General features: G+C 59.8%; 21 protein-coding genes. 9 read left to right on the forward strand and 12 right to left on the reverse strand.

The genetic code is table 11. The features are described from left to right. The first annotated feature begins 147 nt into the window (after positions 1 to 147). On the forward strand, positions 148 to 1,125 hold the full coding sequence (locus IAI51_RS09370) for an NADPH:quinone oxidoreductase family protein (protein WP_187678209.1): 978 nt from the start codon (positions 148 to 150) through the stop codon (positions 1,123 to 1,125). Between the two features lie 72 nt (positions 1,126 to 1,197). Here the strand turns inward: IAI51_RS09370 and IAI51_RS09375 are convergent, their stop codons facing one another. After that, the gene (locus tag IAI51_RS09375; protein WP_187678210.1) at positions 1,198 to 1,812 is read right to left on the reverse strand and encodes an energy transducer TonB; all 615 of its coding nucleotides are present in this window, start codon (positions 1,810 to 1,812) and stop codon (positions 1,198 to 1,200) included. Positions 1,813 to 1,991: 179 nt separating this feature from the next. Further along, positions 1,992 to 2,621, reverse strand: coding sequence for a flagellar basal body-associated protein FliL (locus IAI51_RS09380; protein ID WP_187678211.1), 630 nt, complete (start codon positions 2,619 to 2,621; stop codon positions 1,992 to 1,994). Positions 2,622 to 2,847: 226 nt separating this feature from the next. Between IAI51_RS09380 and glpT the strand changes: the two genes are divergently transcribed. Beyond that, entirely contained in the window at positions 2,848 to 4,197 is a 1,350-nt protein-coding gene (gene glpT, locus IAI51_RS09385) for a glycerol-3-phosphate transporter (protein ID WP_187678212.1), read from the forward strand. On the opposite strand, the gene IAI51_RS09390 is transcribed toward glpT, so the two are convergent. From IAI51_RS09390 to IAI51_RS09420, 7 genes are all read right to left on the reverse strand, one after another. Continuing rightward, a complete protein-coding gene (locus IAI51_RS09390) occupies positions 4,173 to 4,841 on the reverse strand; it encodes a gamma-glutamylcyclotransferase (protein WP_187678213.1) in 669 nt (222 codons plus the stop codon). The two genes, glpT and IAI51_RS09390, sit on opposite strands and share 25 nt — an antisense overlap. 209 nt (positions 4,842 to 5,050) lie before the next feature. Beyond that, complete coding sequence (locus IAI51_RS09395; RefSeq protein ID WP_187678214.1) at positions 5,051 to 6,019, reverse strand: CDP-6-deoxy-delta-3,4-glucoseen reductase; 969 nt, start codon at positions 6,017 to 6,019, stop codon at positions 5,051 to 5,053. Then, complete coding sequence (gene ubiD, locus IAI51_RS09400; RefSeq protein WP_187678215.1) at positions 6,019 to 7,485, reverse strand: 4-hydroxy-3-polyprenylbenzoate decarboxylase; 1,467 nt, start codon at positions 7,483 to 7,485, stop codon at positions 6,019 to 6,021. Before ubiD ends, IAI51_RS09395 begins: the two co-directional genes overlap by 1 nt. 80 nt (positions 7,486 to 7,565) lie before the next feature. Then, positions 7,566 to 9,527, reverse strand: a complete 1,962-nt coding sequence (locus tag IAI51_RS09405) for an acyltransferase family protein (protein ID WP_187678216.1) — start codon at positions 9,525 to 9,527, stop codon at positions 7,566 to 7,568. 122 nt (positions 9,528 to 9,649) lie between these two features. Next, positions 9,650 to 10,909, reverse strand: a complete 1,260-nt coding sequence (rho, locus tag IAI51_RS09410) for a transcription termination factor Rho (RefSeq protein ID WP_042561678.1) — start codon at positions 10,907 to 10,909, stop codon at positions 9,650 to 9,652. Positions 10,910 to 11,158: 249 nt separating this feature from the next. Beyond that, on the reverse strand, positions 11,159 to 11,488 hold the full coding sequence (trxA, locus tag IAI51_RS09415) for a thioredoxin TrxA (RefSeq protein ID WP_003206727.1): 330 nt from the start codon (positions 11,486 to 11,488) through the stop codon (positions 11,159 to 11,161). 120 nt (positions 11,489 to 11,608) lie between these two features. Further along, positions 11,609 to 12,316 (reverse strand): FadR/GntR family transcriptional regulator, encoded by a 708-nt coding sequence (locus IAI51_RS09420; protein ID WP_187678217.1) that lies wholly within the window; start codon positions 12,314 to 12,316, stop codon positions 11,609 to 11,611. A 256-nt stretch (positions 12,317 to 12,572) separates the two neighbouring features. Between IAI51_RS09420 and IAI51_RS09425 the strand changes: the two genes are divergently transcribed. The 5 genes from IAI51_RS09425 (at position 12,573) to ppx (ending at position 17,145) form a co-directional block, all read left to right on the forward strand. Then, complete coding sequence (locus IAI51_RS09425) at positions 12,573 to 13,358, forward strand: transporter substrate-binding domain-containing protein (RefSeq protein WP_187678218.1); 786 nt, start codon at positions 12,573 to 12,575, stop codon at positions 13,356 to 13,358. Positions 13,359 to 13,379: 21 nt separating this feature from the next. Further along, positions 13,380 to 14,048, forward strand: a complete 669-nt coding sequence (locus tag IAI51_RS09430) for an amino acid ABC transporter permease (protein ID WP_187678219.1) — start codon at positions 13,380 to 13,382, stop codon at positions 14,046 to 14,048. After that, positions 14,045 to 14,695, forward strand: a complete 651-nt coding sequence (locus IAI51_RS09435; RefSeq protein ID WP_187678220.1) for an amino acid ABC transporter permease — start codon at positions 14,045 to 14,047, stop codon at positions 14,693 to 14,695. Before IAI51_RS09430 ends, IAI51_RS09435 begins: the two co-directional genes overlap by 4 nt. After that, entirely contained in the window at positions 14,682 to 15,419 is a 738-nt protein-coding gene (locus IAI51_RS09440; RefSeq protein WP_187678221.1) for an amino acid ABC transporter ATP-binding protein, read from the forward strand. The genes IAI51_RS09435 and IAI51_RS09440 overlap by 14 nt, the downstream gene beginning before the upstream one ends. Positions 15,420 to 15,642: 223 nt before the next feature. Next, a complete protein-coding gene (ppx, locus tag IAI51_RS09445) occupies positions 15,643 to 17,145 on the forward strand; it encodes an exopolyphosphatase (protein WP_187678222.1) in 1,503 nt (500 codons plus the stop codon). Between the two features lie 70 nt (positions 17,146 to 17,215). On the opposite strand, the gene ppk1 is transcribed toward ppx, so the two are convergent. Next, complete coding sequence (gene ppk1, locus IAI51_RS09450) at positions 17,216 to 19,441, reverse strand: polyphosphate kinase 1 (RefSeq protein WP_187678223.1); 2,226 nt, start codon at positions 19,439 to 19,441, stop codon at positions 17,216 to 17,218. 18 nt (positions 19,442 to 19,459) lie between these two features. Next, entirely contained in the window at positions 19,460 to 20,473 is a 1,014-nt protein-coding gene (gene hemB / locus IAI51_RS09455) for a porphobilinogen synthase (RefSeq protein WP_187678224.1), read from the reverse strand. Positions 20,474 to 20,680: 207 nt separating this feature from the next. On the opposite strand from hemB, the gene IAI51_RS09460 reads away from it, so the two are divergent. Beyond that, positions 20,681 to 21,331: a DedA family protein gene (locus IAI51_RS09460; RefSeq protein WP_187678225.1), complete on the forward strand. Its 651-nt coding sequence runs from the start codon at positions 20,681 to 20,683 to the stop codon at positions 21,329 to 21,331. Here the strand turns inward: IAI51_RS09460 and IAI51_RS09465 are convergent. Then, the gene (locus IAI51_RS09465) at positions 21,312 to 22,547 is read right to left on the reverse strand and encodes a sterol desaturase family protein (RefSeq protein ID WP_187678226.1); all 1,236 of its coding nucleotides are present in this window, start codon (positions 22,545 to 22,547) and stop codon (positions 21,312 to 21,314) included. The two genes, IAI51_RS09460 and IAI51_RS09465, sit on opposite strands and share 20 nt — an antisense overlap. Before the next feature lie 115 nt (positions 22,548 to 22,662). Here IAI51_RS09465 and elbB point away from each other — a divergent pair, with 115 nt between their 5' ends. Further along, the gene (elbB, locus tag IAI51_RS09470; RefSeq protein ID WP_187678227.1) at positions 22,663 to 23,331 is read left to right on the forward strand and encodes an isoprenoid biosynthesis glyoxalase ElbB; all 669 of its coding nucleotides are present in this window, start codon (positions 22,663 to 22,665) and stop codon (positions 23,329 to 23,331) included. Positions 23,332 to 23,428: the final 97 nt, after the last annotated feature.

A 23,428-nucleotide genomic window follows, 5' to 3' on the forward strand; every position in this document is an offset into this window, starting at 1 on the left:
TCGCTCCTTATCCGGTTTGCGGCCTAGCATAACGACCCGCCGCGCAAGCACAAGCTTATGGCTGACTATCAGGGCCGGGCATGCTCGTTGACCCGTTGACTGACACACCTACACTTATCGGCCATCACTCCCAAAGGAATAGCCCTGATGAAAGCCGTGCTGTGCAAAGCCTTCGGCCCTGCCGAATCGCTGGTGCTGGAAGACGTCGCCAGTCCTGTCGCCAAGAAGAACGAAATCCTGCTGGACGTGCACGCCGCCGGGGTCAACTTCCCGGACACGCTGATCATCGAGGGCAAATACCAGTTCAAGCCGCCCTTCCCGTTTTCTCCGGGTGGCGAAGCGGCCGGCGTGGTCAGCGCTGTGGGTGAAAAGGTCAGCCATCTGAAAGTCGGCGACCGGGTCATGGCCCTGACCGGTTGGGGCAGCTTCGCCGAACAGGTCGCGGTGCCCGGCTACAACGTGCTACCGATTCCGCCATCGATGGACTTCAACACCGCCGCCGCTTTCAGCATGACCTACGGCACCTCGATGCATGCGCTCAAGCAGCGCGGCAACCTGCAACCGGGCGAAACCCTGCTGGTGCTCGGTGCGTCCGGCGGCGTCGGCCTGGCGGCGGTGGAAATCGGCAAAGCCATGGGCGCACGGGTCATCGCCGCCGCCAGCAGCGCGGAAAAACTCGCCGTGGCCAAAGCCGCCGGCGCCGATGAGCTGATCAACTACAGCGAAACCAATCTCAAGGACGAAATCAAACGCCTCACCGATGGCCAGGGCGCCGATGTGATCTATGACCCGGTGGGTGGCGACCTGTTTGACCAGGCCGTCCGTGCCATCGCCTGGAACGGCCGACTGCTGGTGGTCGGTTTCGCCAGCGGGCGCATTCCCGAACTGCCGGTCAACCTCGCCCTGCTCAAGGGCGCAGCGGTGGTCGGCGTGTTCTGGGGCTCGTTCGCCCAGCGTCAGCCGCAGGACAACGCGGCCAACTTCCAGCAGCTGTTCGGCTGGTTCGCCGAAGGCAAGCTGAAACCGCTGGTGTCGCAGGTGTACCCGCTGAGTCATGCGGCGCAGGCGATCAATGATCTTGGACAGCGCAAGGCTGTGGGCAAGGTCGTGGTGCAGGTGCGCTGAGTTTTCTTTTTAAAAAAGCCAGAACTGTTCGCGTGGTAGTTCTGGCTTTTCTTTAGATACGCAGACCCGAGATCAAAGCAACTCCCGAATTTCCACAGGCAACAGGCTCATGTATTTACGTGTCGGACTGTCCCGACAGCCCCGCACAATCGCGGGCACGCGTTTGTTCATCTTGGCGATCATCGCCAGACGCTGCTCATCCGGTAGTTGTTTCTTGTGGAATACATTCGAAAGATAAGCGCGAGTCTGCGCAAACACCGGCGAATCGATCCACGAATACTCGTCAATGTTTGCAAGGTTTTCGTTAATCGCACGGCATCTCAGCGCCTTCAGCTGCTGGTTGACATGAATCGGCTGGTTCAGATCAAGCCGGAAAACCATCGGTGCGAGGAGTGCCTTTTCAGCGGGCTTGCCCGCATCAACCGCCCAAGGCTTGAAACGCCACTGTTCTACCGCGACCCTGACCGCTTCGGCCATATCGGGGTGATCACTTTGCACAATGGCGATCTCGTTGACCGAGCCATCCGCCCTGACGTTGAAACGGACCTTCACCTCACCCGTAACGCCCGCCCTAGACAGTGCTTTTGGATAAATCGGTACGGGATTGTTTTCGGGTATCAACAACACCTCTGAAGCCTGCGCAAAACCAGCAACCGCCAACAAACACAAAGCAAAAATCCATCGCATGATCCCGCCCCTTCATTACTGAAATGCCCTTCCAGGCAACAGCTCAAAGGTTACGGAGCAATGGTTTTTAACTGAATGGCGCTGCTTCGCCTTTATGCGCAGGACATTTCCTAAACCCATACGGTAAAACGGGCAAAAACGCCGTGTGGCCGTTCGCAGGTAATTTTTCTGACGGACGTTTAGCCTCCGCTGGTGGAGCCAACATCCCCCGGCAGCAGGTGTTCTTGAATCTTCTGACTGCGGGACTGCATCAGTTGTCCCTTGTCATCGAAGCGCAGCACGATGAGCCAGTCATAGGTATCCACTGGCCATTTCGCTTGGCCGATCAGTGCCGGGCCATCACCGCCGAAAGCTGCGATGAGTTTGTTGATGTGCCCATGGTGCCAGGCAATCAGCACTGTCTTGGCCTGATTGCTCTCGCGCAACAGACTCACCAGCTTATCGACCTTGCTATTGGCAAATGGCTGTTCGATCGGCAATTGCAGACGTTGTGACAGAGGGATTAGCGTCTGACGAGGGCGGATGCTTTCCGGGCTGTCGGCGGTAGCAATGAGGCGCTGGGGCGTGAGTGTCTCGCCAGCCAGTTTCAGCGGATTGAAGTAGTCGGCATAGGCGGCGGCGCGCTGTTCACCGCGGGCATTGAGCTCCCTGCCGACATTGGGTTTTTCCGCATGCCGGACGATCAGCACCGTGACATTGCGCAGCCCCGGTGCAGCAGAACCTTGCGCGAAACTCAATGCCAGAACAGAAACGGTAAGGGCTACTGCCACCAACAATCGCGGCAGCAACATGCGAACCTTCAAGTCCATTATTTATCTCGGTTGACTCAGTCGGAGTGACTGATCACGAGTCTATGACAGCCATCGTCAACCGCTTCAAAAACGCCCTGTTCTTACAGCTGAGCGACAGGTTCGTAAAGGAACATGCGACTTCCAACATTTTCCGCTGTTTGGTCGATGCGAACCGGTGCTATTTTCGGTAACGAAACTGTAACATTCGCATCCGCAGTCAAAACAAGAAATCTGGAGCTCTTGAATGTTTGCTTTCTTTCGTCCTGCCGCACATCAGGCTCCATTGCCTGAAGAAAAAATAGACAGCACGTACCGACGCCTGCGTTGGCAGATCTTCGCCGGCATTTTCATTGGCTACGCGGGTTATTACCTGCTGCGCAAAAACTTCTCCCTGGCCATGCCGTACCTGATCGACGAAGGCTACAGCCGCGGTGATCTGGGGCTGGCGATGTCGGCCATTGCCATCGCGTATGGCTTGTCGAAATTCCTCATGGGCCTGGTCTCCGACCGTTCCAACCCGCGTTACTTCCTGCCGTTCGGCCTGTTGGTATCGGCCGGGGTGATGTTCGTTTTCGGTTTCGCGCCTTGGGCGACGTCCAGCGTGACCATGATGTTCATCCTGCTGTTCATCAACGGCTGGGCCCAAGGCATGGGCTGGCCGCCGAGCGGACGCACCATGGTGCACTGGTGGTCGCAGAAGGAACGTGGCGGTGTGGTTTCGGTGTGGAACGTGGCGCATAACGTCGGCGGCGGCCTGATCGGCCCGCTGTTCCTGCTCGGCATGGGCCTGTTCAACGACTGGCACGCGGCATTCTACGTACCTGCAGCGGTGGCGCTGGGTGTGGCGGTGTTTGCCTTCATCACCATGCGCGACACCCCGCAATCGGTCGGCCTGCCGCCGATCGAGAAGTACAAAAACGACTATCCGGAAGGCTACGACGCCAGCCACGAAGACGAATTCAGCGCCAAGGAAATCTTCGTCAAATACGTGCTGCGCAACAAAATGCTCTGGTACATCGCCATGGCCAACGTCTTCGTCTACCTGCTGCGCTACGGCGTACTGGACTGGGCGCCGACCTACCTCAAGGAAGCCAAGGGTTTCACCGTGGATAAAACCTCGTGGGCCTATTTCTTCTACGAGTGGGCAGGTATTCCGGGCACGCTGCTGTGCGGCTGGATGTCGGACAAGATCTTCCGTGGCAACCGTGGCCTGACCGGCATGGTGTTCATGGCGCTGGTGACTGTCGCGACGCTGGTTTACTGGCTGAACCCGGCCGGCAACCCGACCGTCGACATGATCGCGCTGTTCTCGATCGGCTTCCTGATCTACGGCCCGGTGATGCTGATCGGCCTGCAAGCGCTGGAACTGGCACCGAAAAAAGCCGCCGGCACCGCTGCGGGCTTCACCGGTTTGTTTGGTTACTTAGGTGGTTCGGTGGCGGCCAGCGCAGCCATGGGCTACACCGTCGACCATTTCGGCTGGGACGGCGGTTTCGTCCTGCTGGTGGGCGCTTGCCTGTTGGCGATGGCCTTCCTTGCCCCGACGCTATGGCACAAGCAAGTCGCCAGTCAGAGCCGCGAAGCCGTCGCCTGATCGGCTTGTGACTGACAGCGCTTGAGCCGCGCCTCCAGATTCCGGTCTGGCATGGCGTGGCTGCGCAGGGCGTGGGCGGTCTGCTCGACATAATCGCGAGTGGTGCCGTAACGCCCTCTCGCGCTTTCGAACACCTGGCTCAGCACATGATCTGGCAAGTTGCCGGCATAGCTGGGCAGGTGTCGCTCCAAAACAAATCCCAACGCCTGCACCTGAGTGCCATCTTCGAGCCGGCAGTTGAGCCAGTGCGGCCGATACGACGGCACCGGCATCTCGCGTTTCCACAGGGCATACAGCGCGCTATCGAGATTGTCTTCCGGCAACCGGTAGGCGAAGCCGCTGCAAGAGCCGCCACGATCCAGACCAAACACCAGCCCCGGCATTTCCGGCGTACCCCGGTGCTCGTGCGACCACAGGTACAAACCGCGATGGTAGCCATGCACGCGTCCACGCACTCGCTCCACCGCTGAGCACTCCGGGCGCCAGATCAGCGAACCGTAGGCGAACAGCCACACCGGCCCGCCCTTATGGCGCGCCATTGTCGATTGCATCGAGGCGAGAAGTTGTTCGTGCGTCAGCTGCGGCCCAAGATCGAGCCGCGGAGGGTAATTCAAATTCAGAAAAGCGTTTTCAATGGCGCTCATGGCGAATAGCGTTCAGCTCCCCGCGGGTAAAGAATTACTTAATAGAACGCACCGCTGTAACAATAAGGCACATATGTTTTAAGGCAATTTAAGTGCCATGGCACAGTTCTTAATTAATTGCCTGATGGGTATATAACCTACCGATATTTACGTCATTGCATAAATACCGATCGGCTATATATGGAGTTATAAAGAATCAGCCACGTCGCTTAAGAGCGAGGTGCGTAGGCGAATACGTCGGCGCGCATTTGATGAGCATCCATACCCGCTTCCACCAGCGCGTCCAGCGTGCCGTAGACCATGGCCGGCGAGCCGCTGGCGTAGACGTGCAGAGGTTTGAGATCCGGGAAGTCTTCGCAGACCGCCTCGTGCAGCATCCCGCAGCGCCCTTCCCAGCCGCATTGGTCGCTGACGACTTTGTGCAGGAACAGATTGGGCAGCTTCAGCCACTCGTCCCAATGTTCGATGTCATAGAAGTCTTCCGGACGGCGCACACCCCAATACAGATGCACCGGGTGTTTGAAGCCCGCAGCGCGGCAGTGCTCGATCAGGCTGTGAATCTGGCCCATGCCGGTACCGGCGGCAATCAGCACCAGTGGCCCGTCGGGCAATTCGGCAAGGTGGGTATCGCCGAACGGCAGCTCGACGCGCACCATCGCGTTGCGTTGCAGCTGCTCGATCAGGCTCAGCGCACTGGCTTCGCGCGCCAGCACGTGGATTTCCAGATCGCGCCCACCGTGCGGGGCCGAGGCCATGGAGAACGCCGACTTCTCGCCGCTCTCGCGCTCGATCATCAAATACTGCCCGGCGTGATAGCGCGGCGGTTTACCGGCCGGGGCTCGCAGGCGCACGCGCCAGGTGTCGCCACCCACGTCCCGGCATTCGATGACCTGACACGACAGGCTGTGCACCGGCAGTTCTCCCAACGCGAGCACGCCATCCCACAGCAGGATGCAGTCTTCCAGCGGCTCGGCTATGCAAGTGTAGAACTCGCCATGGTCATGCACCTCGCCAGCCTGTTCGACCCGGCCTTCCACCAGCAGCGCCGCACACACGTGGCAATTGCCGTTGCGACAGCTTTGCGGGCAGTCGTAGCCCAGGCGCCGTGCACCATCGAGAATTCGCTCACCGGGCTTTATCTCAAGCACCGCTCCGGAGGGCTGCAGGGTTACACGCATCAATCTATTCCTAACTGATTCCAGATGGCATCGATCCGTTGGGTGACGGCGTCGTCCTTGACGATCACGCGGCCCCACTCGCGAGTGGTTTCGCCCGGCCACTTGTGGGTAGCATCCAGGCCCATTTTCGAACCCAGGCCGGAAATCGGCGAGGCGAAGTCGAGGTAGTCGATCGGCGTGTTATCGATCATCACCGTGTCGCGCTTGGGGTCCATGCGCGTGGTGATGGCCCAGATCACATCGTTCCAGTCCCGAGCGTTGATATCGTCGTCACAGACAATAACGAACTTGGTGTACATGAACTGTCGCAAAAACGACCAGACACCCAGCATCACGCGCTTCGCATGCCCCGGATAAGACTTTTTCATGGTCACGATGGCCATGCGATACGAGCAGCCTTCCGGCGGCAGGTAGAAGTCGGTGATTTCCGGGAACTGCTTCTGCAGAATCGGCACGAACACTTCGTTCAGCGCCACGCCCAGGATCGCCGGCTCATCCGGCGGACGGCCGGTGTAGGTGCTGTGGTAGATCGGTTTGATCCGGTGGGTAATGCGCTCGACGGTGAACACCGGGAAGCTGTCAACTTCGTTGTAGTAACCGGTGTGATCGCCGTAAGGGCCTTCATCGGCCATTTCGCCCGGGTGGATCACGCCTTCGAGGATGATCTCGGCAGTGGCCGGCACTTGCAGGTCATTGCCACGGCACTTGACCAGTTCGGTGCGGTTGCCGCGCAAGAGACCGGCGAAAGCGTATTCAGAAAGGCTGTCCGGCACTGGCGTCACAGCGCCAAGGATGGTCGCCGGATCGGCGCCAAGGGCCACGGACACCGGGAACGGCTGGCCCGGGTGCTTCTCGCACCACTCGCGGTAATCCAGCGCGCCGCCACGATGGCTGAGCCAGCGCATGATCACCTTGTTGCGGCCGATCACTTGCTGACGGTAAATGCCGAGGTTCTGCCGCTCTTTGTTCGGACCTTTGGTGACGGTCAGGCCCCAGGTGATCAGCGGGCCGACGTCTCCGGGCCAGCAGGTCTGCACCGGCAGCATGGCCAGATCGACGTCGTCACCTTCGATGACCACTTCCTGGCACACCGCGTCTTTGACGACTTTCGGCGCCATCGAGATGATCTTGCGGAAGATCGGCAGTTTCGACCACGCGTCTTTCAAGCCCTTCGGCGGCTCCGGCTCCTTGAGGAATGCCAGCAGCTTGCCAATTTCGCGCAGTTCGCTGACCGACTCGGCGCCCATGCCCATGGCCACCCGCTCGGGGGTGCCGAACAGGTTGCCGAGCACCGGAATGTCGTAGCCCGTCGGCTTCTCGAACAGCAGCGCCGGGCCCTTGGCCCGTAGCGTGCGGTCGCACACCTCAGTCATCTCCAGCACCGGCGAGACGGGAATCTGGATGCGTTTCAACTCTCCGCGCTGCTCAAGCTGCTGCACGAAATCCCGAAGATCCTTGAATTTCATTGACGATGGCACCCTCAAAATAGGCGTACATCCTACCTGCTCTGACGGGCAAACAGCAGCCCGTCAGAGCCTGGCATCGCTCAATTTTGACTAGCACCCAACAGCAACGGCGCAAACAAAGGGCTCAGTCGGGCGCTGCCCACGTCCGAAAGATGATCCGCATCCTTGTACTGTGAGTGGCCGTCGACATCGATGGCGCACAAGCCGTCCTTGCACATCAGCGGCGTCGGATCGATGACATGAATGCCGGGATCGGCGGCGCTCATCGAGCCAAACAGCGAAGTGAAAAACTGCTGGCGAGCCAGGTGTTCGTTGAGCGGGCGACCGAGACCTTCTGCCGAACGGCCGATACGCGCCAGGCTGGTCAGGCGGTCGATGAAGCTCTTGTGTTGCAGCGGCACCTCCTTGAACAGCCAGACTTGCACACCGGCTCCACGCAGCTCAGCCACTTGCGCCTTGATGGCGGCGGCCATGCGCTGCTCTGCCTGGCGTGGATTGTCTTTGCGATCAAGCAGGAACTGCAGGTCGCCGTCGCCGTCTTCACGACCATAAACGTACAGGCTCCAGTTCGCTGCCAGCACCACGTCCTTGATACCCAGGCTGATGACGCGCTCCATGTTGCGCTTATTGAAGTCTTTGCACTGCTGGCGCAGCTTGTCATCGATAATCGGCGGGCAACCCGTCAAGCTGTACAGCCACGCCGGCTGGACATTACGACCGGTGTTGCCTTCGATGGCCGGCAACAATGCGGCGGCGTGGCTGTCGCCCCAGAACAACTTTGTCGCCCCACTCTCCGGATCGCCGCCCACCAGACATGACTTGGTCAGCGTCTTGTCTGTGCTCAAGTGCATGCATTTCGACTGCCCGGCGTTCCACTCCCGGGACTGAGCGTACTCCAGCGCCTTGCCGCTCAGACGCTGTGGAACACCGTCTGCCGAGCGAATCGCCGAACCGGTGATCGCCAGAACGGTGATCGATACCAGACCGCCGACCAACACCGAGTTACGGCTGGCGAATACTCGCTTTTCCCGAAACGACAGTTCGATATAGCGCAGGCTCAGCCATGCCAGGCCCAGCGCCAGGGCCATCCAGCCCAGCGCCTCAAGCGGCTGGATGCCGTCGATGGAAATCGCGTTGGCATACACGTAGACCGGCCAATGCCAGAGATAAAGCGAATAGGACAGCAGGCCGATCCACACCAGGACTTGCATACTCAACAGCCGGCTAGTCCATGTCGCGCCCTGCGCGCCCGACCAGATCAGCGCCGTCGTGCCCAATACCGGCAGTAATGCTGCCCAGCCCGGAAACACCGTGGATCGGTCAAAGGTGAAGATCGCCACCAGCACCGCAGCCAATCCGGCCAGGCCGACAGACTGCCGAAGCCATGCGCGTGGGGCCTGCTTCTGCGCAGGCACCACCGCCAGCATGGCGCCGCACAGCAACTCCCAGGCGCGGGTAGGCAATGAGAAAAAGGCAAACTCGGGCCGACGCTCGATGTAGACGATGTTCAGACCGAACGACACCAGCAGCACGGCGAACAGCATCCAGCGCCAATGCCGGACATAGCGCATCAGCAACACCATCATCAGCGGGAAGAAGATGTAGTACTGCTCTTCCACCGCCAGCGACCAGGTATGCAGCAGCGGTTTGAGCTCCGACGCCGGCGCAAAGTAGCCGTCTTCACGCATGAACAGGATGTTGGAGATGAACAACGACTGGTAACGAATCGTGCGCCCCAGTTCGGAAAGGTCTTTGGCCGTCAACAACAGCCAACCCAGCGCCAGCGTTACCACGACCACTACGGTCAAGGCGGGCAGGATGCGTCGGGCGCGGCGCCCCCAAAAATCAAGGAAGCTGAAACGCTGCGCACTGATTTCACGGAACAGGATGGTGGTGATCAGAAAGCCGGAAATGACGAAAAAGACGTCAACGCCGACAAAGCCGCCACTGAATGTATTGAAGCCGAAATGAAACAGCAGGACCGGGATGACCGCCAGTGCCCGTAATCCGTCGATATCACGGCGATTGCCAAACGTATGCATAACTCTTCTTGTCCTTGTAGATACATGCGATCAAACAAGGACACTAGCGGCTGGCGAAAGTTATGCACCGCTAGCGCAAAAAAAAACGCCCCTTTCGGGGCGTTCTTTTAAACAGCTGCGTATTACTTGCGCTTCATCGACAAGAAGAACTCGTCGTTGGTCTTGGTCGTTTTCAGCTTGTCGATCAAGAACTCGATGGCGGCAACTTCGTCCATCGGATGCAACAGCTTGCGTAGAATCCACATGCGCTGCAGTTCGTCGTCGGCAGTCAGCAACTCTTCGCGGCGGGTGCCGGAACGGTTGATGTTGATCGCTGGGAACACACGCTTCTCGGCGATCTTGCGATCCAGAGGCAGTTCCATGTTGCCGGTACCCTTGAACTCTTCGTAGATCACTTCGTCCATTTTCGAGCCGGTTTCAACCAGCGCGGTGGCGATAATGGTCAGCGAGCCGCCTTCTTCGATGTTGCGCGCAGCGCCGAAGAAACGTTTCGGTTTCTCCAGGGCGTGGGCGTCAACACCACCGGTCAGCACCTTGCCGGAGCTCGGGATCACGGTGTTGTAGGCACGGGCCAGACGAGTGATGGAGTCGAGCAGGATCACCACGTCTTTCTTGTGTTCGACCAGGCGCTTGGCCTTCTCGATCACCATTTCGGCAACCTGTACGTGACGGGTCGGCGGCTCGTCGAAGGTCGAGGCAACCACTTCGCCGCGCACGGTGCGCTGCATTTCGGTCACTTCTTCCGGACGTTCGTCGATCAGCAATACGATCAGGTGAACTTCAGGGTTGTTACGGGCGATGTTCGCTGCGATGTTTTGCAGCATGATCGTTTTACCGGCTTTCGGCGGTGCAACGATCAGACCACGCTGGCCTTTGCCGATCGGAGCGCACAGGTCGATCACACGACCGGTCAAGTCTTCGGTGGAACCGTTACCGGCTTCCATCTTCATGCGCACGGTCGGGAACAGCGGGGTCAGGTTCTCGAAGAGAATCTTGTTTTTCGCGTTCTCAGGACGATCGAAGTTGATCGTGTCGACCTTGAGCAGGGCGAAATACCGCTCGCCTTCCTTCGGAGGGCGAATCTTGCCAACGATGGTGTCACCGGTGCGCAAGTTGAAACGGCGGATCTGGCTTGGCGAGACGTAGATATCGTCCGGGCCGGCCAGGTAGGAAGCGTCAGCGGAGCGCAGGAAGCCGAAGCCGTCCTGGAGAATCTCCAGCACGCCATCACCGGAGATTTCCTCGCCGCTTTTAGCGTGCTTTTTCAGCAGGGAGAAAATCACGTCCTGCTTGCGCGAACGGGCCATATTTTCTATGCCCATCTGTTCGGCCAATTCGAGCAGTTCGGTAATCGGCTTTTGCTTGAGTTCAGTCAGATTCATATAGGAATGACGTAATCATTTATGGAGGGGGGGAAATTAAGCTTTTGGCTTAATGAGGCCGCGCCGCGGAGAAGGCGACAGGATCGCGAACTAATTCGAAAAGGAGTGCGTCGGCGACGGCTAGCAGGGGGCAATGGAGAAACCAGTGCGGGGCCGAATGTACCACCTGAATTTCGGAGCGTCTAGCCCTGAATACGCAAAAAGCCCCGCTGGTTGCGGGGCTTTTTTTCAGGCACTTTACTGCGACGCTTAGATGTTGGCGTCGAGGAAAGCAGCCAGTTGCGACTTCGACAGGGCGCCGACTTTGGTCGCTTCAACGTTGCCGTTCTTGAACAGCATCAGAGTAGGGATACCACGCACGCCGTGCTTGGCCGGGGTTTCCTGGTTCTCGTCGATGTTCAGTTTGGCAACGGTCAGCTTGCCTTTGTAAGTCTCGGCAATCTCGTCCAGAACCGGAGCGATCATTTTGCAAGGGCCGCACCATTCAGCCCAGTAGTCGACCAGTACAGCGCCTTCGGCCTTGAGTACGTCGGCTTCGAAACTAGCGTCGCTAACGTGTTTGATAAGATCGCTGCTCATGGAATTCTCCAGGTTGTAAGCAAAAAAACGTGGCCCATCATATCCGCCCTTCCCCCGTTCAGGAAGCCGCAGATGATTGAGTCTTGCTATGGTGCCCCATGAGTTTGGGTATAGCTCAAGTCACGCCGTGGCGGGGGCGATGAAGGCGATTCCGGTGCGCAACGCAGCGTTGCGCACGTGTTCCTGCATGGCTTTTTGCGCGGCACCGGAGGCTCGACGGGCCAAAGCACGAAGGATCTTGCGGTGTTCCTGCCAGGTTTCCATGGCGCGCTCGGCGCGGATGAACGGTAGTTTCTGGCTTTCCAGAAAGATTTCCGCGCTGGCGGTAAGGATGCTGAGCATCGCCTGATTGCCGCTGGCCAGCAGGATTCGCCGGTGGAATTCGAAATCCAGCTTCGCCGCCGCCTCGAAGTCGCCGACCTTCAGTTGCTCGCGCATGGCCGCGACGTTGTCTTCCAGCGCATCCAGATCAAACGTGCTCAACGTTACCGCCGCTAGCCCCGCCGCAAAGCCCTCCAGCGCATAGCGCAATTGAAAGATATCCAGCGGCGACGCCTGCGCTGCGAACGACCAGCCCGGCGCGCTCTCACCGCGCGACAACTCCACCGGCGACTGTACGAAAACACCCTTGCCCGGCTGAATGCTCACCACGCCGAGCGCACTCAACGACGACAACGCCTCACGCAACGAGGCCCGACTGACGCCCAACTGCAACGCCAGATCCCGTTGCGACGGCAAGGCATCGCCCGCGCCGAAACCTTGTTCGGTGATCAGTTTGCGGATCGCTTGCAGTGCCACTTCGGGTACCGCGCGGGAGATCGAATTCATGGTTTTTCAGACGCACCAGGCCAATGTGCGGCTAGTTGTAAAGCTATTCGCCGAGTCCGGCAAGTCGTGCCCCAGCGGGGTTCGGCGATTTCGGCCGATGCGCCATCGCAGTGCGAAAAACAACCTGACTGTTCAGACCAGTAAGACCGAACAAAACCGCTGAAACCGCGGCCTGCCGAGGCAAAACCCACGTATTGGCACGGCCCATGCTCTGTCCGATCGCAGAAATCACTTCCCGCCGATCCGGAGATTGTCCATGACCCAGCGTTACAGCGCCCTCCTCGCTTCCCTGTTTGCCGGCCTGCTGTTGTGCCAAGCCCCCGCCCACGCCGACGGTCTGGACGACGTGGTCAAACGTGGCACGCTGAAAGTCGCCGTGCCTCAGGACTTCCCGCCGTTCGGTTCGGTCGGCCCGGACATGAAACCCCGCGGCCTGGACATCGACACGGCAAAACTGTTGGCCGATCAATTGAAGGTCAAACTCGAACTGACCCCGGTCAACAGCACCAACCGTATTCCGTTTCTGACCACCGGCAAGGTCGACCTGGTGATTTCCAGCCTCGGCAAGAACCCTGAGCGGGAGAAAGTCATCGATTTCTCCCGCGCCTACGCACCGTTCTACCTCGCCGTGTTCGGCCCACCAGACGCTGCGATCACCACCCTCGACGACCTCAAGGGCAAAACCATCAGCGTCACCCGTGGCGCCATCGAAGACATCGAATTAAGCAAAGTCGCCCCCGAAGGCGTGACCATCAAGCGCTTCGAAGACAACAACTCGACCATCGCCGCCTACCTCGCCGGCCAAGTCGATCTGATCGCCAGCGGCAACGTGGTCATGGTTGCTATCAGCGAGAAGAACCCGAAGCGTGTGCCGGCCCTGAAAGTGAAGCTCAAGGACTCGCCGGTCTATGTCGGCGTGAACAAGAACGAAGCGGCGCTGCTGGCCAAGGTCAACGACATCCTGACCACCGCCAAGGCTGACGGCGCGCTGGAAAAGAACTCACAGACCTGGCTGAAAGAGCCGCTGCCGGCCGATCTCTGATCGACTGCGCGGGAGACCTTCATGGCTTATCAGTTCGATTTCATGCCGGTGGTGCAGAACACCGACCTGCTGTTGCGCGGGGCGCTGTTCACCCTTGAGCTGACGGCCATCGGTGCGGTGCTCGGGGTGGGCGTGGGCATCGTCGGGGCGCTGGTGCGGGCGTGGAACATTCGCCCGTTCTCGGCGATCTTCGGCGTCTACGTCGAGTTGATCCGCAACACGCCGTTTCTGGTGCAACTGTTCTTTATCTTCTTCGGTCTGCCGTCGCTCGGCGTGCAGATTTCCGAGTGGCAGGCGGCGGTGCTGGCGATGGTGATCAACCTCGGCGCGTATTCGACCGAGATCATCCGCGCCGGCATCCAGGCGATTCCCAAAGGACAACTGGAAGCCGCAGCAGCGCTGGCAATGAGTCGCTTCGAGGCGTTCCGCCACGTGGTGCTGCTGCCGGCGCTGGGCAAGGTCTGGCCGGCCCTGAGCAGCCAGATCATCATCGTCATGCTCGGCTCGGCGGTGTGCTCGCAGATCGCCACCGAAGAGTTGAGCTTTGCTGCCAATTTCATTCAGTCGCGCAACTTCCGCGCCTTTGAAACCTATGCGCTGACCACATTGATCTACCTGTGCATGGCGCTACTGATCCGCCAACTGCTCAACTGGCTCGGTCGCCGCTACATCTCCAGGAGCAGCCAATGAGCGACTTCACGTTCTGGGACATCCTGCGCAACCTGCTGATCGGCCTGCAATGGACACTGGCATTGTCGCTGGTGGCGTTTATCGGCGGTGGGCTGGTCGGGCTGCTGATCCTGATCATGCGCATCTCGAAAAACGCCCTGCCGAGCAGCATCGCGCGCACCTGGATCGAGCTGTTCCAGGGCACGCCGCTGCTGATGCAACTGTTTCTGGTGTTCTTCGGCGTGGCGCTGGCCGGGATCGAAATCTCGCCGTGGATGGCGGCAGCGATTGCGCTGACGTTGTTTACCAGCGCTTATCTGGCAGAGATCTGGCGCGGCTGCGTCGAGGCGATTCCCAACGGTCAGTGGGAAGCTTCGTCGAGTCTGGCGCTCAATCCGCTGGAGCAATTGCGCTACGTGATCCTGCCACAGGCCCTGCGCATCGCCGTGGCGCCGACCGTGGGCTTCTCGGTGCAAGTGGTCAAAGGCACCGCTGTGACCTCGATCATCGGCTTCACCGAGCTGACCAAGACCGGCGGCATGCTCGCCAACGCCACGTTTGAACCGTTCATGGTCTATGGCCTCGTCGCCCTCGGCTACTTCCTGCTCTGCTACCCCTTGTCCCTCAGTGCGCGCTACCTGGAAAGGAGACTGCATGCCTCTGCTTAGAATTTCCGCCCTGCATAAATACTACGGCGATCACCACGTACTCAAAGGCATCGACCTCAGCGTCGAGGAAGGCCAGGTGGTGGCGATCATCGGCCGCAGTGGCTCGGGCAAATCGACCCTGCTGCGCACCCTCAATGGTCTGGAGTCGATCAACGACGGGGTGATCGAAGTCGACGGCGAATACCTCGACGCCGCACGCGCCGACTTGCGCAGCTTGCGGCAGAAGGTCGGCATGGTGTTCCAGCAGTTCAACCTGTTCCCGCACCTGACGGTTGGCGAAAACGTGATGCTCGCGCCGCAAGTGGTGCAGAAAGTGCCGAAGGCCAAGGCGGCGGAGCTGGCGCGCAAGATGCTTGAGCGTGTGGGTCTGGGCGAGAAGTTTGATGCCTTTCCGGATCGGCTGTCCGGTGGGCAGCAGCAACGGGTGGCGATTGCCCGGGCTTTGGCGATGTCGCCGAAGGTGCTGCTGTGCGACGAGATCACCTCGGCGCTGGACCCGGAGCTGGTCAACGAGGTTCTCAGCGTGGTTCGTCAATTGGCCAGGGAGGGCATGACGCTGATCATGGTCACCCACGAAATGCGTTTTGCCCGCGAGGTGGGGGATAAGTTGGTGTTCATGCATCACGGCAAGGTGCATGAGGTGGGGGACCCGAAGGTGTTGTTTGCCAATCCGCAGACGGCGGAATTGGCGAACTTCATTGGCACGGTAGAAGCGACAGCCTGAGAGAAATACAGGGGCCTGATCGTTCCCACGCTCCGCGTGGGAACGCAGCCAGGGACGCTCCGCGTCCCAAAAGCGGACGCAGAGCGTCCGGTGAGGCATTCCCACGCAGAGCGTGGGAACGATCAGGTTCGGGGTGCGCGCTCCGGCGGTTTGAACCATGCGCGTTGGCGCCAGCGTTTGATCGTGGCACGATGTCGGGGTTATCGACCGAGACCCCCTGACCATGCCGCAATCCCAAGCCAAGAATCTGTCCCTGATCGCCGCAATCGACCTGGGCTCGAACAGCTTTCACATGGTCGTGGCCAAGGCCCAGAACGGCGAGATCCGTATTCTCGAGCGCCTCGGCGAGAAGGTTCAACTGGCCGCCGGCATCGACGATGAGCGCAAGCTCAACGAAGAATCGATGCAACGTGGCCTCGATTGCCTCAAGCGTTTTGCCCAACTGATCAACGGTATGCCGCTGGGCGCCGTGCGCATCGTCGGCACCAACGCCCTGCGCGAAGCGCGCAACCGCCTCGAATTCATCCATCGCGCCGAAGAAATCCTCGGCCATCCTGTGGAAGTCATCTCCGGGCGTGAAGAAGCGCGTCTGATTTATCTGGGCGTGTCGCATACCCTCGCCGACACCCCGGGCAAACGTCTGGTCGCCGACATCGGCGGCGGCAGTACCGAGTTCATCATCGGTCAGCGCTTCGAACCACTGCTGCGCGAAAGCCTGCAAATGGGCTGCGTCAGCTTCACCCAGCGCTACTTCAAGGACGGCAAGATCACCCCGGCCCGTTATGCTCAGGCGTACACGGCGGCGCGGCTGGAGATCATGAGCATCGAACACGCCCTGCATCGCCTGACCTGGGATGAAGCCATCGGCTCCTCGGGCACCATCCGCGCCATCGGTCTGGCGCTGAAGGCCGGCGGGCATGGCACAGGTGAAGTGAATGCTGAAGGCCTTGCGTGGCTCAAGCGGCGACTGTTCAAGCTCGGCGACGTCGACAAGATCGATTTCGACGGCATCAAACCTGACCGCCGGGCAATCTTCCCGGCCGGTCTGGCGATTCTCGAAGCGATTTTCGACGCGCTCGAACTGCAACGCATGGATCACTGCGAAGGCGCGCTGCGAGAAGGCGTGCTCTACGACCTGCTGGGTCGCCATCACCATGAAGACGTGCGCGAACGCACCCTGACCTCGCTGATGGAGCGCTACCACGTCGACCTGGAACAAGCGGCGCGGGTTGAACGCAAAGCCCTGCACGCCTTCGATCAGGTGGCCGTGGATTGGGAACTGGATGACGGTATCTGGCGCGAACTGCTGGGCTGGGCAGCGAAAGTGCACGAAGTCGGCCTCGACATCGCCCACTATCACTACCACAAGCACGGCGCCTACCTGATCGAACACTCGGATCTGGCCGGTTTCTCCCGCGAAGACCAGCAAATGCTCGCCCTGCTGGTGCGCGGCCATCGCCGCAATATTCCCAAGGACAAATTCGCCGATTTTGGCGAAGACGGCGACAAGCTGATCCGCCTGTGCGTACTGCTGCGCTTTGCGATCCTGTTCCACCACATCCGCGGCACCCAGGCGATGCCGCAAGTGGTGCTGCATGCCAAGGGCGACAACCTTGATGTGGAGTTCCCCGAGAATTGGCTGGATGAGAATCAGCTGACTCAAGCGGATTTCGGCCTCGAAGCCGATTGGTTGACGCGGGTTGGCATCACCCTCACCGTTCACTGATAACCCTGTGGTGAATGACAGGTACAAAAAAGGCGATCCCTCAGGATCGCCTTTTTTATTGGGCTGAAGGTCAGCTGCTCACCGGCAAAATCGGACTACCCAACCGCTCCAGCAACGTCGCCTGCGCACTGCGCGGGTTCTGGTTACCGGTTGGTGTGTTGCGGATGTAACGGCCATCCGATTGCAGGCTCCAGCTGTGGGTGTTGTCGGTCAGGTACAGCTCCAGCTCTTTCTTCACCCGGGTCAGCAGCTTCTTGCCTTCCACCGGGAAGCAAGTCTCGACGCGCTTGTCGAGGTTGCGCTCCATCCAGTCGGCGCTGGAGAGGAACATCTGCTCCTCGCCGCCGTTGAGGAAGTAGAACACTCGGGTGTGTTCCAGGAAGCGACCAATGATCGAGCGCACATGAATGTTGTGCGAAACCCCGGCAATGCCCGGCCGCAGGCAGCACATGCCACGCACCACCAGATCGATACGCACGCCCGACTGGCTGGCCTTGTACAGCGCGCGGATGATCTTCGGATCGGTCAGCGAGTTGAACTTGGCGATGATGTGCGCCGGTTTGCCTTCGACGGCGAACTGGGTTTCGCGGGCAATCATGTCGAGCATGCCCTTCTTCAAAGTGAACGGCGCATGCAACAGCTTCTTCATGCGCAGGGTTTTACCCATGCCGATCAACTGGCTGAACAGTTTTCCGACGTCTTCGCACAAGGCGTCGTCGGAGGTCAGCAGGCTGTAGTCGGTGTAGAGCTTGGCGTTGCCGGCGTGGTAGTTACCGGTGCCGAGGTGCGCGTAACGCACGATCTCACCCTGTTCGCGACGCAGAATAAGCATCATCTTGGCGTGGGTCTTGAAGCCGACCACGCCGTAGATCACCACTGCCCCGGCCGCTTGCAGACGGCTGGCCAGTTGCAGGTTGGACTCTTCGTCGAAGCGCGCCCGCAGCTCGATGACCGCCGTCACTTCCTTGCCGTTACGCGCGGCATCCACCAGCGCATCGACGATTTCCGAGTTGGCGCCGGAGCGATACAGCGTCTGGCGCACGGCCAGAACATGCGGGTCTTTCGCGGCTTGACGCAGCAAATCGACCACCGGGGTGAACGACTCGAACGGGTGCAGCAGCAAAATATCCTGCTTGCTCACCACGCTGAAAATGTTCTCGCTGTTTTGCAGCAGTTTCGGGATCTGCGGGGTGAACGGCGTGTATTGCAGCTCCGGATGGCTGTCCAGGCCGGTGATGCTGAACAGTCGCGTCAAGTTGACCGGGCCGTTGACCTGATACAGCTCGGTCTCGCTCAGATTGAACTGCTTGAGCAGGTAGTCCGACAGATGTTTCGGGCAGGTGTCGGCGACTTCCAGACGCACCGCATCACCGTAGCGACGCGAGAACAACTCGCCACGCAGAGCGCGGGCCAAGTCTTCGACGTCTTCGGAATCGAGCGCCAGGTCGGCGTTTCGGGTCAGACGGAACTGGTAGCAGCCCTTGACCTTCATGCCTTGGAACAGGTCATCGGCGTGGGCGTGGATCATCGACGACAGGAACACATAGTTGTCGCCAGCGCCGCCGACTTCTTCCGGCACCTTGATGATGCGCGGCAGCAGGCGCGGTGCCGGGATGATCGCCAGACCGGAGTCGCGACCGAAGGCGTCGATACCTTCAAGCTCGACGATGAAGTTCAGGCTCTTGTTCACCAGCAACGGGAAAGGGTGCGTCGGGTCGAGACCGATCGGGGTGATGATCGGCGCGATCTCGTCGCGGAAATAACGGCGAACCCAGGTCTTGAGCTTGGTCGTCCAGTTGCGGCGACGGATGAAGCGCACCTGATGCTTTTCCAGCTCTGGCAGCAGGATGTCGTTGAGGATCGCGTACTGGCGATCAACGTGACCGTGGACCAGTTCGCTGATCCGCGCCAGGGCTTGATGCGGTTGCAGGCCATCGGCACCGGCCTGTTCACGGGCAAAGGTGATTTGCTTTTTCAGGCCGGCAACACGGATTTCGAAGAATTCGTCGAGGTTGCTGGAGAAGATCAGCAGGAACTTCAGCCGCTCCAGCAACGGATAGGACTCGTCCAGCGCCTGTTCCAGCACGCGGATGTTGAACTGCAGTTGCGAGAGCTCACGGTGGATGTACAGGCTGCTGTCATCCAGGCCTGGAATCGCAATCGCCGGCACCGCCGCAGCGGGTTCGGTGACCGGCGCGGGTGGCGCTGGCTCCAGCTCCGGCGGGGTTTCGGTGATTTGTTCCACCACCGGCTGAGCTTCTTTTACTGCAACTTCAGTGAGTCCTTCGGTATTCATTGAATGTTCCTGGGAGGGCTATTTCTGCTCTCGTAACAATTGAGCGGCGCGGACAGCAAAATAAGTCAGGATGCCATCAGCACCGGCACGTTTAAAGGCGGTCAGTGATTCGAGAATCACCGCCTCGCTCAACCAGCCATTCTGGATCGCCGCCATGTGCATGGCGTATTCGCCGCTAACCTGATAGACGAAGGTCGGCACCTTGAAGGCATCTTTTACCCGGAAAAGAATGTCCAGGTACGGCATGCCCGGCTTGACCATGACCATGTCCGCGCCTTCAGACAAGTCCGCGCCGACTTCGTGCAGCGCTTCGTCGCTGTTGGCCGGATCCATCTGATAAGAAGCCTTGTTCGCCTTGCCAAGGTTCGAGGCCGAACCCACGGCATCGCGGAAAGGCCCGTAATAGGCGCTGGCGTACTTGGCCGAGTAGGCCATGATCCGCACGTTGACGTGGCCGGCGATTTCCAGCGCTTCGCGGATCGCCTGGATGCGCCCGTCCATCATGTCCGACGGAGCAACGACCTGAGCGCCGGCCTCGGCGTGGGACAGCGCCTGGCGCACGAGCGCATCGACGGTGATGTCGTTCTGTACGTAGCCTTCCTCGTCGAGAATGCCGTCCTGACCGTGAGTGGTGAACGGATCGAGCGCGACGTCGGTGATCACGCCCAGTTCCGGGAAGCGATCACGCAGGGCGCGAGTGGCGCGCTGGGCGATGCCTTCGGGATTCCAGGCTTCGGCGGCGTCGAGGGATTTGAGTTCTGCAGGCGTGACCGGGAACAATGCCAGCGCCGGAATCCCCAGTTCGACCCACTTGGCGGCTTCTTCAAGCAGCAAATCGATGGTCAAGCGCTCTACACCCGGCATCGAGGCCACGGCTTCGCGGCGGTTTTCACCGTCGAGCACAAAGACGGGCAGGATCAGGTCGTCGACCGTCAGTACATTTTCCCGCACCAGCCGACGCGAAAAATCATCACGGCGATTGCGACGCAGGCGGGTGGCGGGGAACAAACGGTTGGCAGGGGTAAAGCTCACGGCAGACTCCTGAGCCCGCGCAAACGGGCGAGCGTGACAGTTATAGACGGCCATTATGACGAACAGATTACAGTTGTGCGTGCCCCGTGACATGTAGCCGCATTCCATTGTCTGTGTAGGAAATGTTCACGTCGAGACACATTTGGACACTTTCCTGAATGTGTTCGAAGGGTTAGGCTGCGCGTTCATTTCGCCAGCACCCAGACAATGCTCCAACAATTTCTGCATGACTTCGGCTACTTTGCCCTTTTTCTCGGCACGTTCTTCGAAGGCGAAACCATCCTGGTGCTCGCGGGTTTCCTCGCGTTTCGCGGATACATGGATATCAACCTGGTCGTGGTCGTGGCGTTCTTCGGCAGTTATGCCGGTGATCAGTTGTGGTACTTCCTGGGGCGCAAGCACGGGCGCAAATTGCTTGCACGCAAACCGCGCTGGCAATTGATGGGTGACCGGGCGCTGGAGCACATCCGCAAGCATCCGGACATCTGGGTTCTGAGTTTCCGCTTCGTTTATGGCTTGCGCACGGTGATGCCCGTGGCGATCGGCTTGTCGGGTTATCCGCCGGGACGTTACCTGCTGCTGAACGGTATCGGCGCCGCGATCTGGGCCACCGCCCTGGCCGCTGCCGCTTACCATTTCGGCGCTGTGCTCGAAGGTATGCTCGGCAGCATCAAGAAATACGAGCTGTGGGTACTCGGAGCGTTGCTGGTGCTGGGTGTTGGCCTGTGGCTGCGCCGCCGCTTCAAGAATGCCCGTTTGGCGAAGCAGGTTTACGCCGACGAGCAAGCAGCGAAAGCCGCGCAGTTGCATCAGATCGAGCAGGCCAAAGTCGCCGACCCTAAGACGCCAAACGAGTAATTCGCTGGCGAACGCCATACAGCCCGATGCCGCTGAGCAGGCTGTAACCGAGCAAGCCAGCCCAGGCCACCGGGCTGGCCGGCCATAGCCCGACCAGCGGCGCCAGCCACACCAGCGGCAGATTCGACGCCAACCGCAACAGCTCGACCTTCAGCGCCCACGGGCGATTCTCCAGGGCCACGCCCAACGCAAACAGACCGAACGCCACCGCCCCCCAACCGAGCACCAGCGCGGCGCTCGGCAGAGTGGTTTCCAGATTCATCAGGTAACTGCCCAGCGCGATATAGACGCAGAATTGCGCCGCCACGTACCACTGCTGGCGGCTCTCGAGCGGTATGTCGAATTTGCGAAACCGGGTCAGGTCCGGCTTGTTCAGCGGGTACTTCGCCGCCACATCCGCCGGACGCCAACCGGTGCGCATAAACCAGATCCGCAGCTTGTCCCACATGCTCTCCGTGCGCCGCGCGTCATCCCACAACTGCGCATAAAACTGCAGGTTGGCCCACAACGGATTCCAACTCGCCAATGGCGTGGTCACGCCGAAAATCACCGGTTCGTTGTCGTCCTCTTCCTGGAACGAGCCAAACAGCCGATCCCAAATAATGAACACCCCGCCGTAGTTGCGATCCATGTAGAGAGTGTTCTGTGCATGGTGAGCCCGATGATTGGATGGCGTCACGAAGAACCATTCGAACCAGCCAAGCTTGGGAATGTGCTGGGTGTGCACCCAAAACTGATAGAGCAGATTCAGCGCCGCAACGCTGACGAACACCAGCAGCGGCACGCCAAGTACGGCCATCGGCAGGTAGAAGATCCAGCTCAGCAGAAATCCGGTGCTGGTCTGGCGCAACGCCGTCGAGAGGTTGTACTCCTCGCTCTGGTGATGCACCGAATGCGCCGCCCAGAGGATGTTGCGTTCATGGCCCATGCGGTGCAGCCAGTAATAGCAGAAGTCATAGAGGATGAAAGCGAACACCCAGACCCAGAGGCTCTGCGCCGGCAGCCTGAGCAACGCCAGATGTTCCAGGGCAAAGGCATAGGTCACAAGGCCGACGCCTTTGGTCAGCAGCCCGGTAGTGGTCGACAGCACACCGGTGCTGATGCTGTTCACCGCATCGGCCAGGCGATAGTGGCTGACCCCGCGCCAACGGTCGGCGATCAGCTCCACCACAATCAAAACGAAGAAAAACGGCACCGCATACAGAATGAAGTTCATGACGTGTTCCGAGCCAATTCCATGCAGCAGATCGTAGGCCTGAGCGCGAATTTACCCTATGGCAACGCGCGACAAATTAGTGGACATTTAGCGCCATGAAACTGGAGAGAAACCCATGAGCAAAAAAGTTGCAGTGATCCTGTCCGGCAGTGGCGTTTACGACGGAGCCGAAATCCAGGAAAGCGTCATCACCCTGCTACGCCTTGATCAACGCGGCGCGCAGGTACAGTGCTTCGCCCCGAACATTGCGCAATTGCATGTAATCAATCACCTGACCGGCGAAGAAATGCCCGAGTCGCGCAACGTGCTGGTGGAGTCGGCGCGCATCGCCCGGGGCAACATCAAGGACATTCGTGAGGCCGACGTCGACGACTTCGATGCGCTGATCGTGCCGGGTGGCTTTGGGGCGGCGAAGAACCTGTCGAACTTCGCCATCGAAGGCGCCGGCTGCACCGTGCAGCCAGACGTTCTGGCCCTGGCCGAAGCGTTTGCCGAAGCAGGCAAACCAGTGGGGCTGATCTGCATCTCGCCGGCACTCGCGGCAAAGATCTACGGCCCGGGCGTGACCTGCACCATCGGCAACGATGCCGACACCGCCACCGCGATGAACAAGATGGGCGCCACCCACGAAGAGTGCGCAGTGACCGACATCATCGAAGACAAGGCACGCAAACTGGTGACGACCCCGGCTTATATGCTGGCGCAGAACATCAGTGAAGCGGCTTCGGGGATTAACAAACTGGTCGACCGCGTCCTTGAGTTGACTCACGAGAACGACGCCTGATCCCCCTCGTATGATCGTTCCCACGCTCTGCGTGGGAATGCTGCCATTGGCGCTCCGCGCCTGCTCACTCTGGCGCGACATTTGCGGTGAGACCGGA

The sequence above is a fragment of the Pseudomonas sp. N40(2020) genome, from assembly GCF_014472415.1.
Classification (GTDB): Bacteria; Pseudomonadota; Gammaproteobacteria; order Pseudomonadales; family Pseudomonadaceae; genus Aquipseudomonas.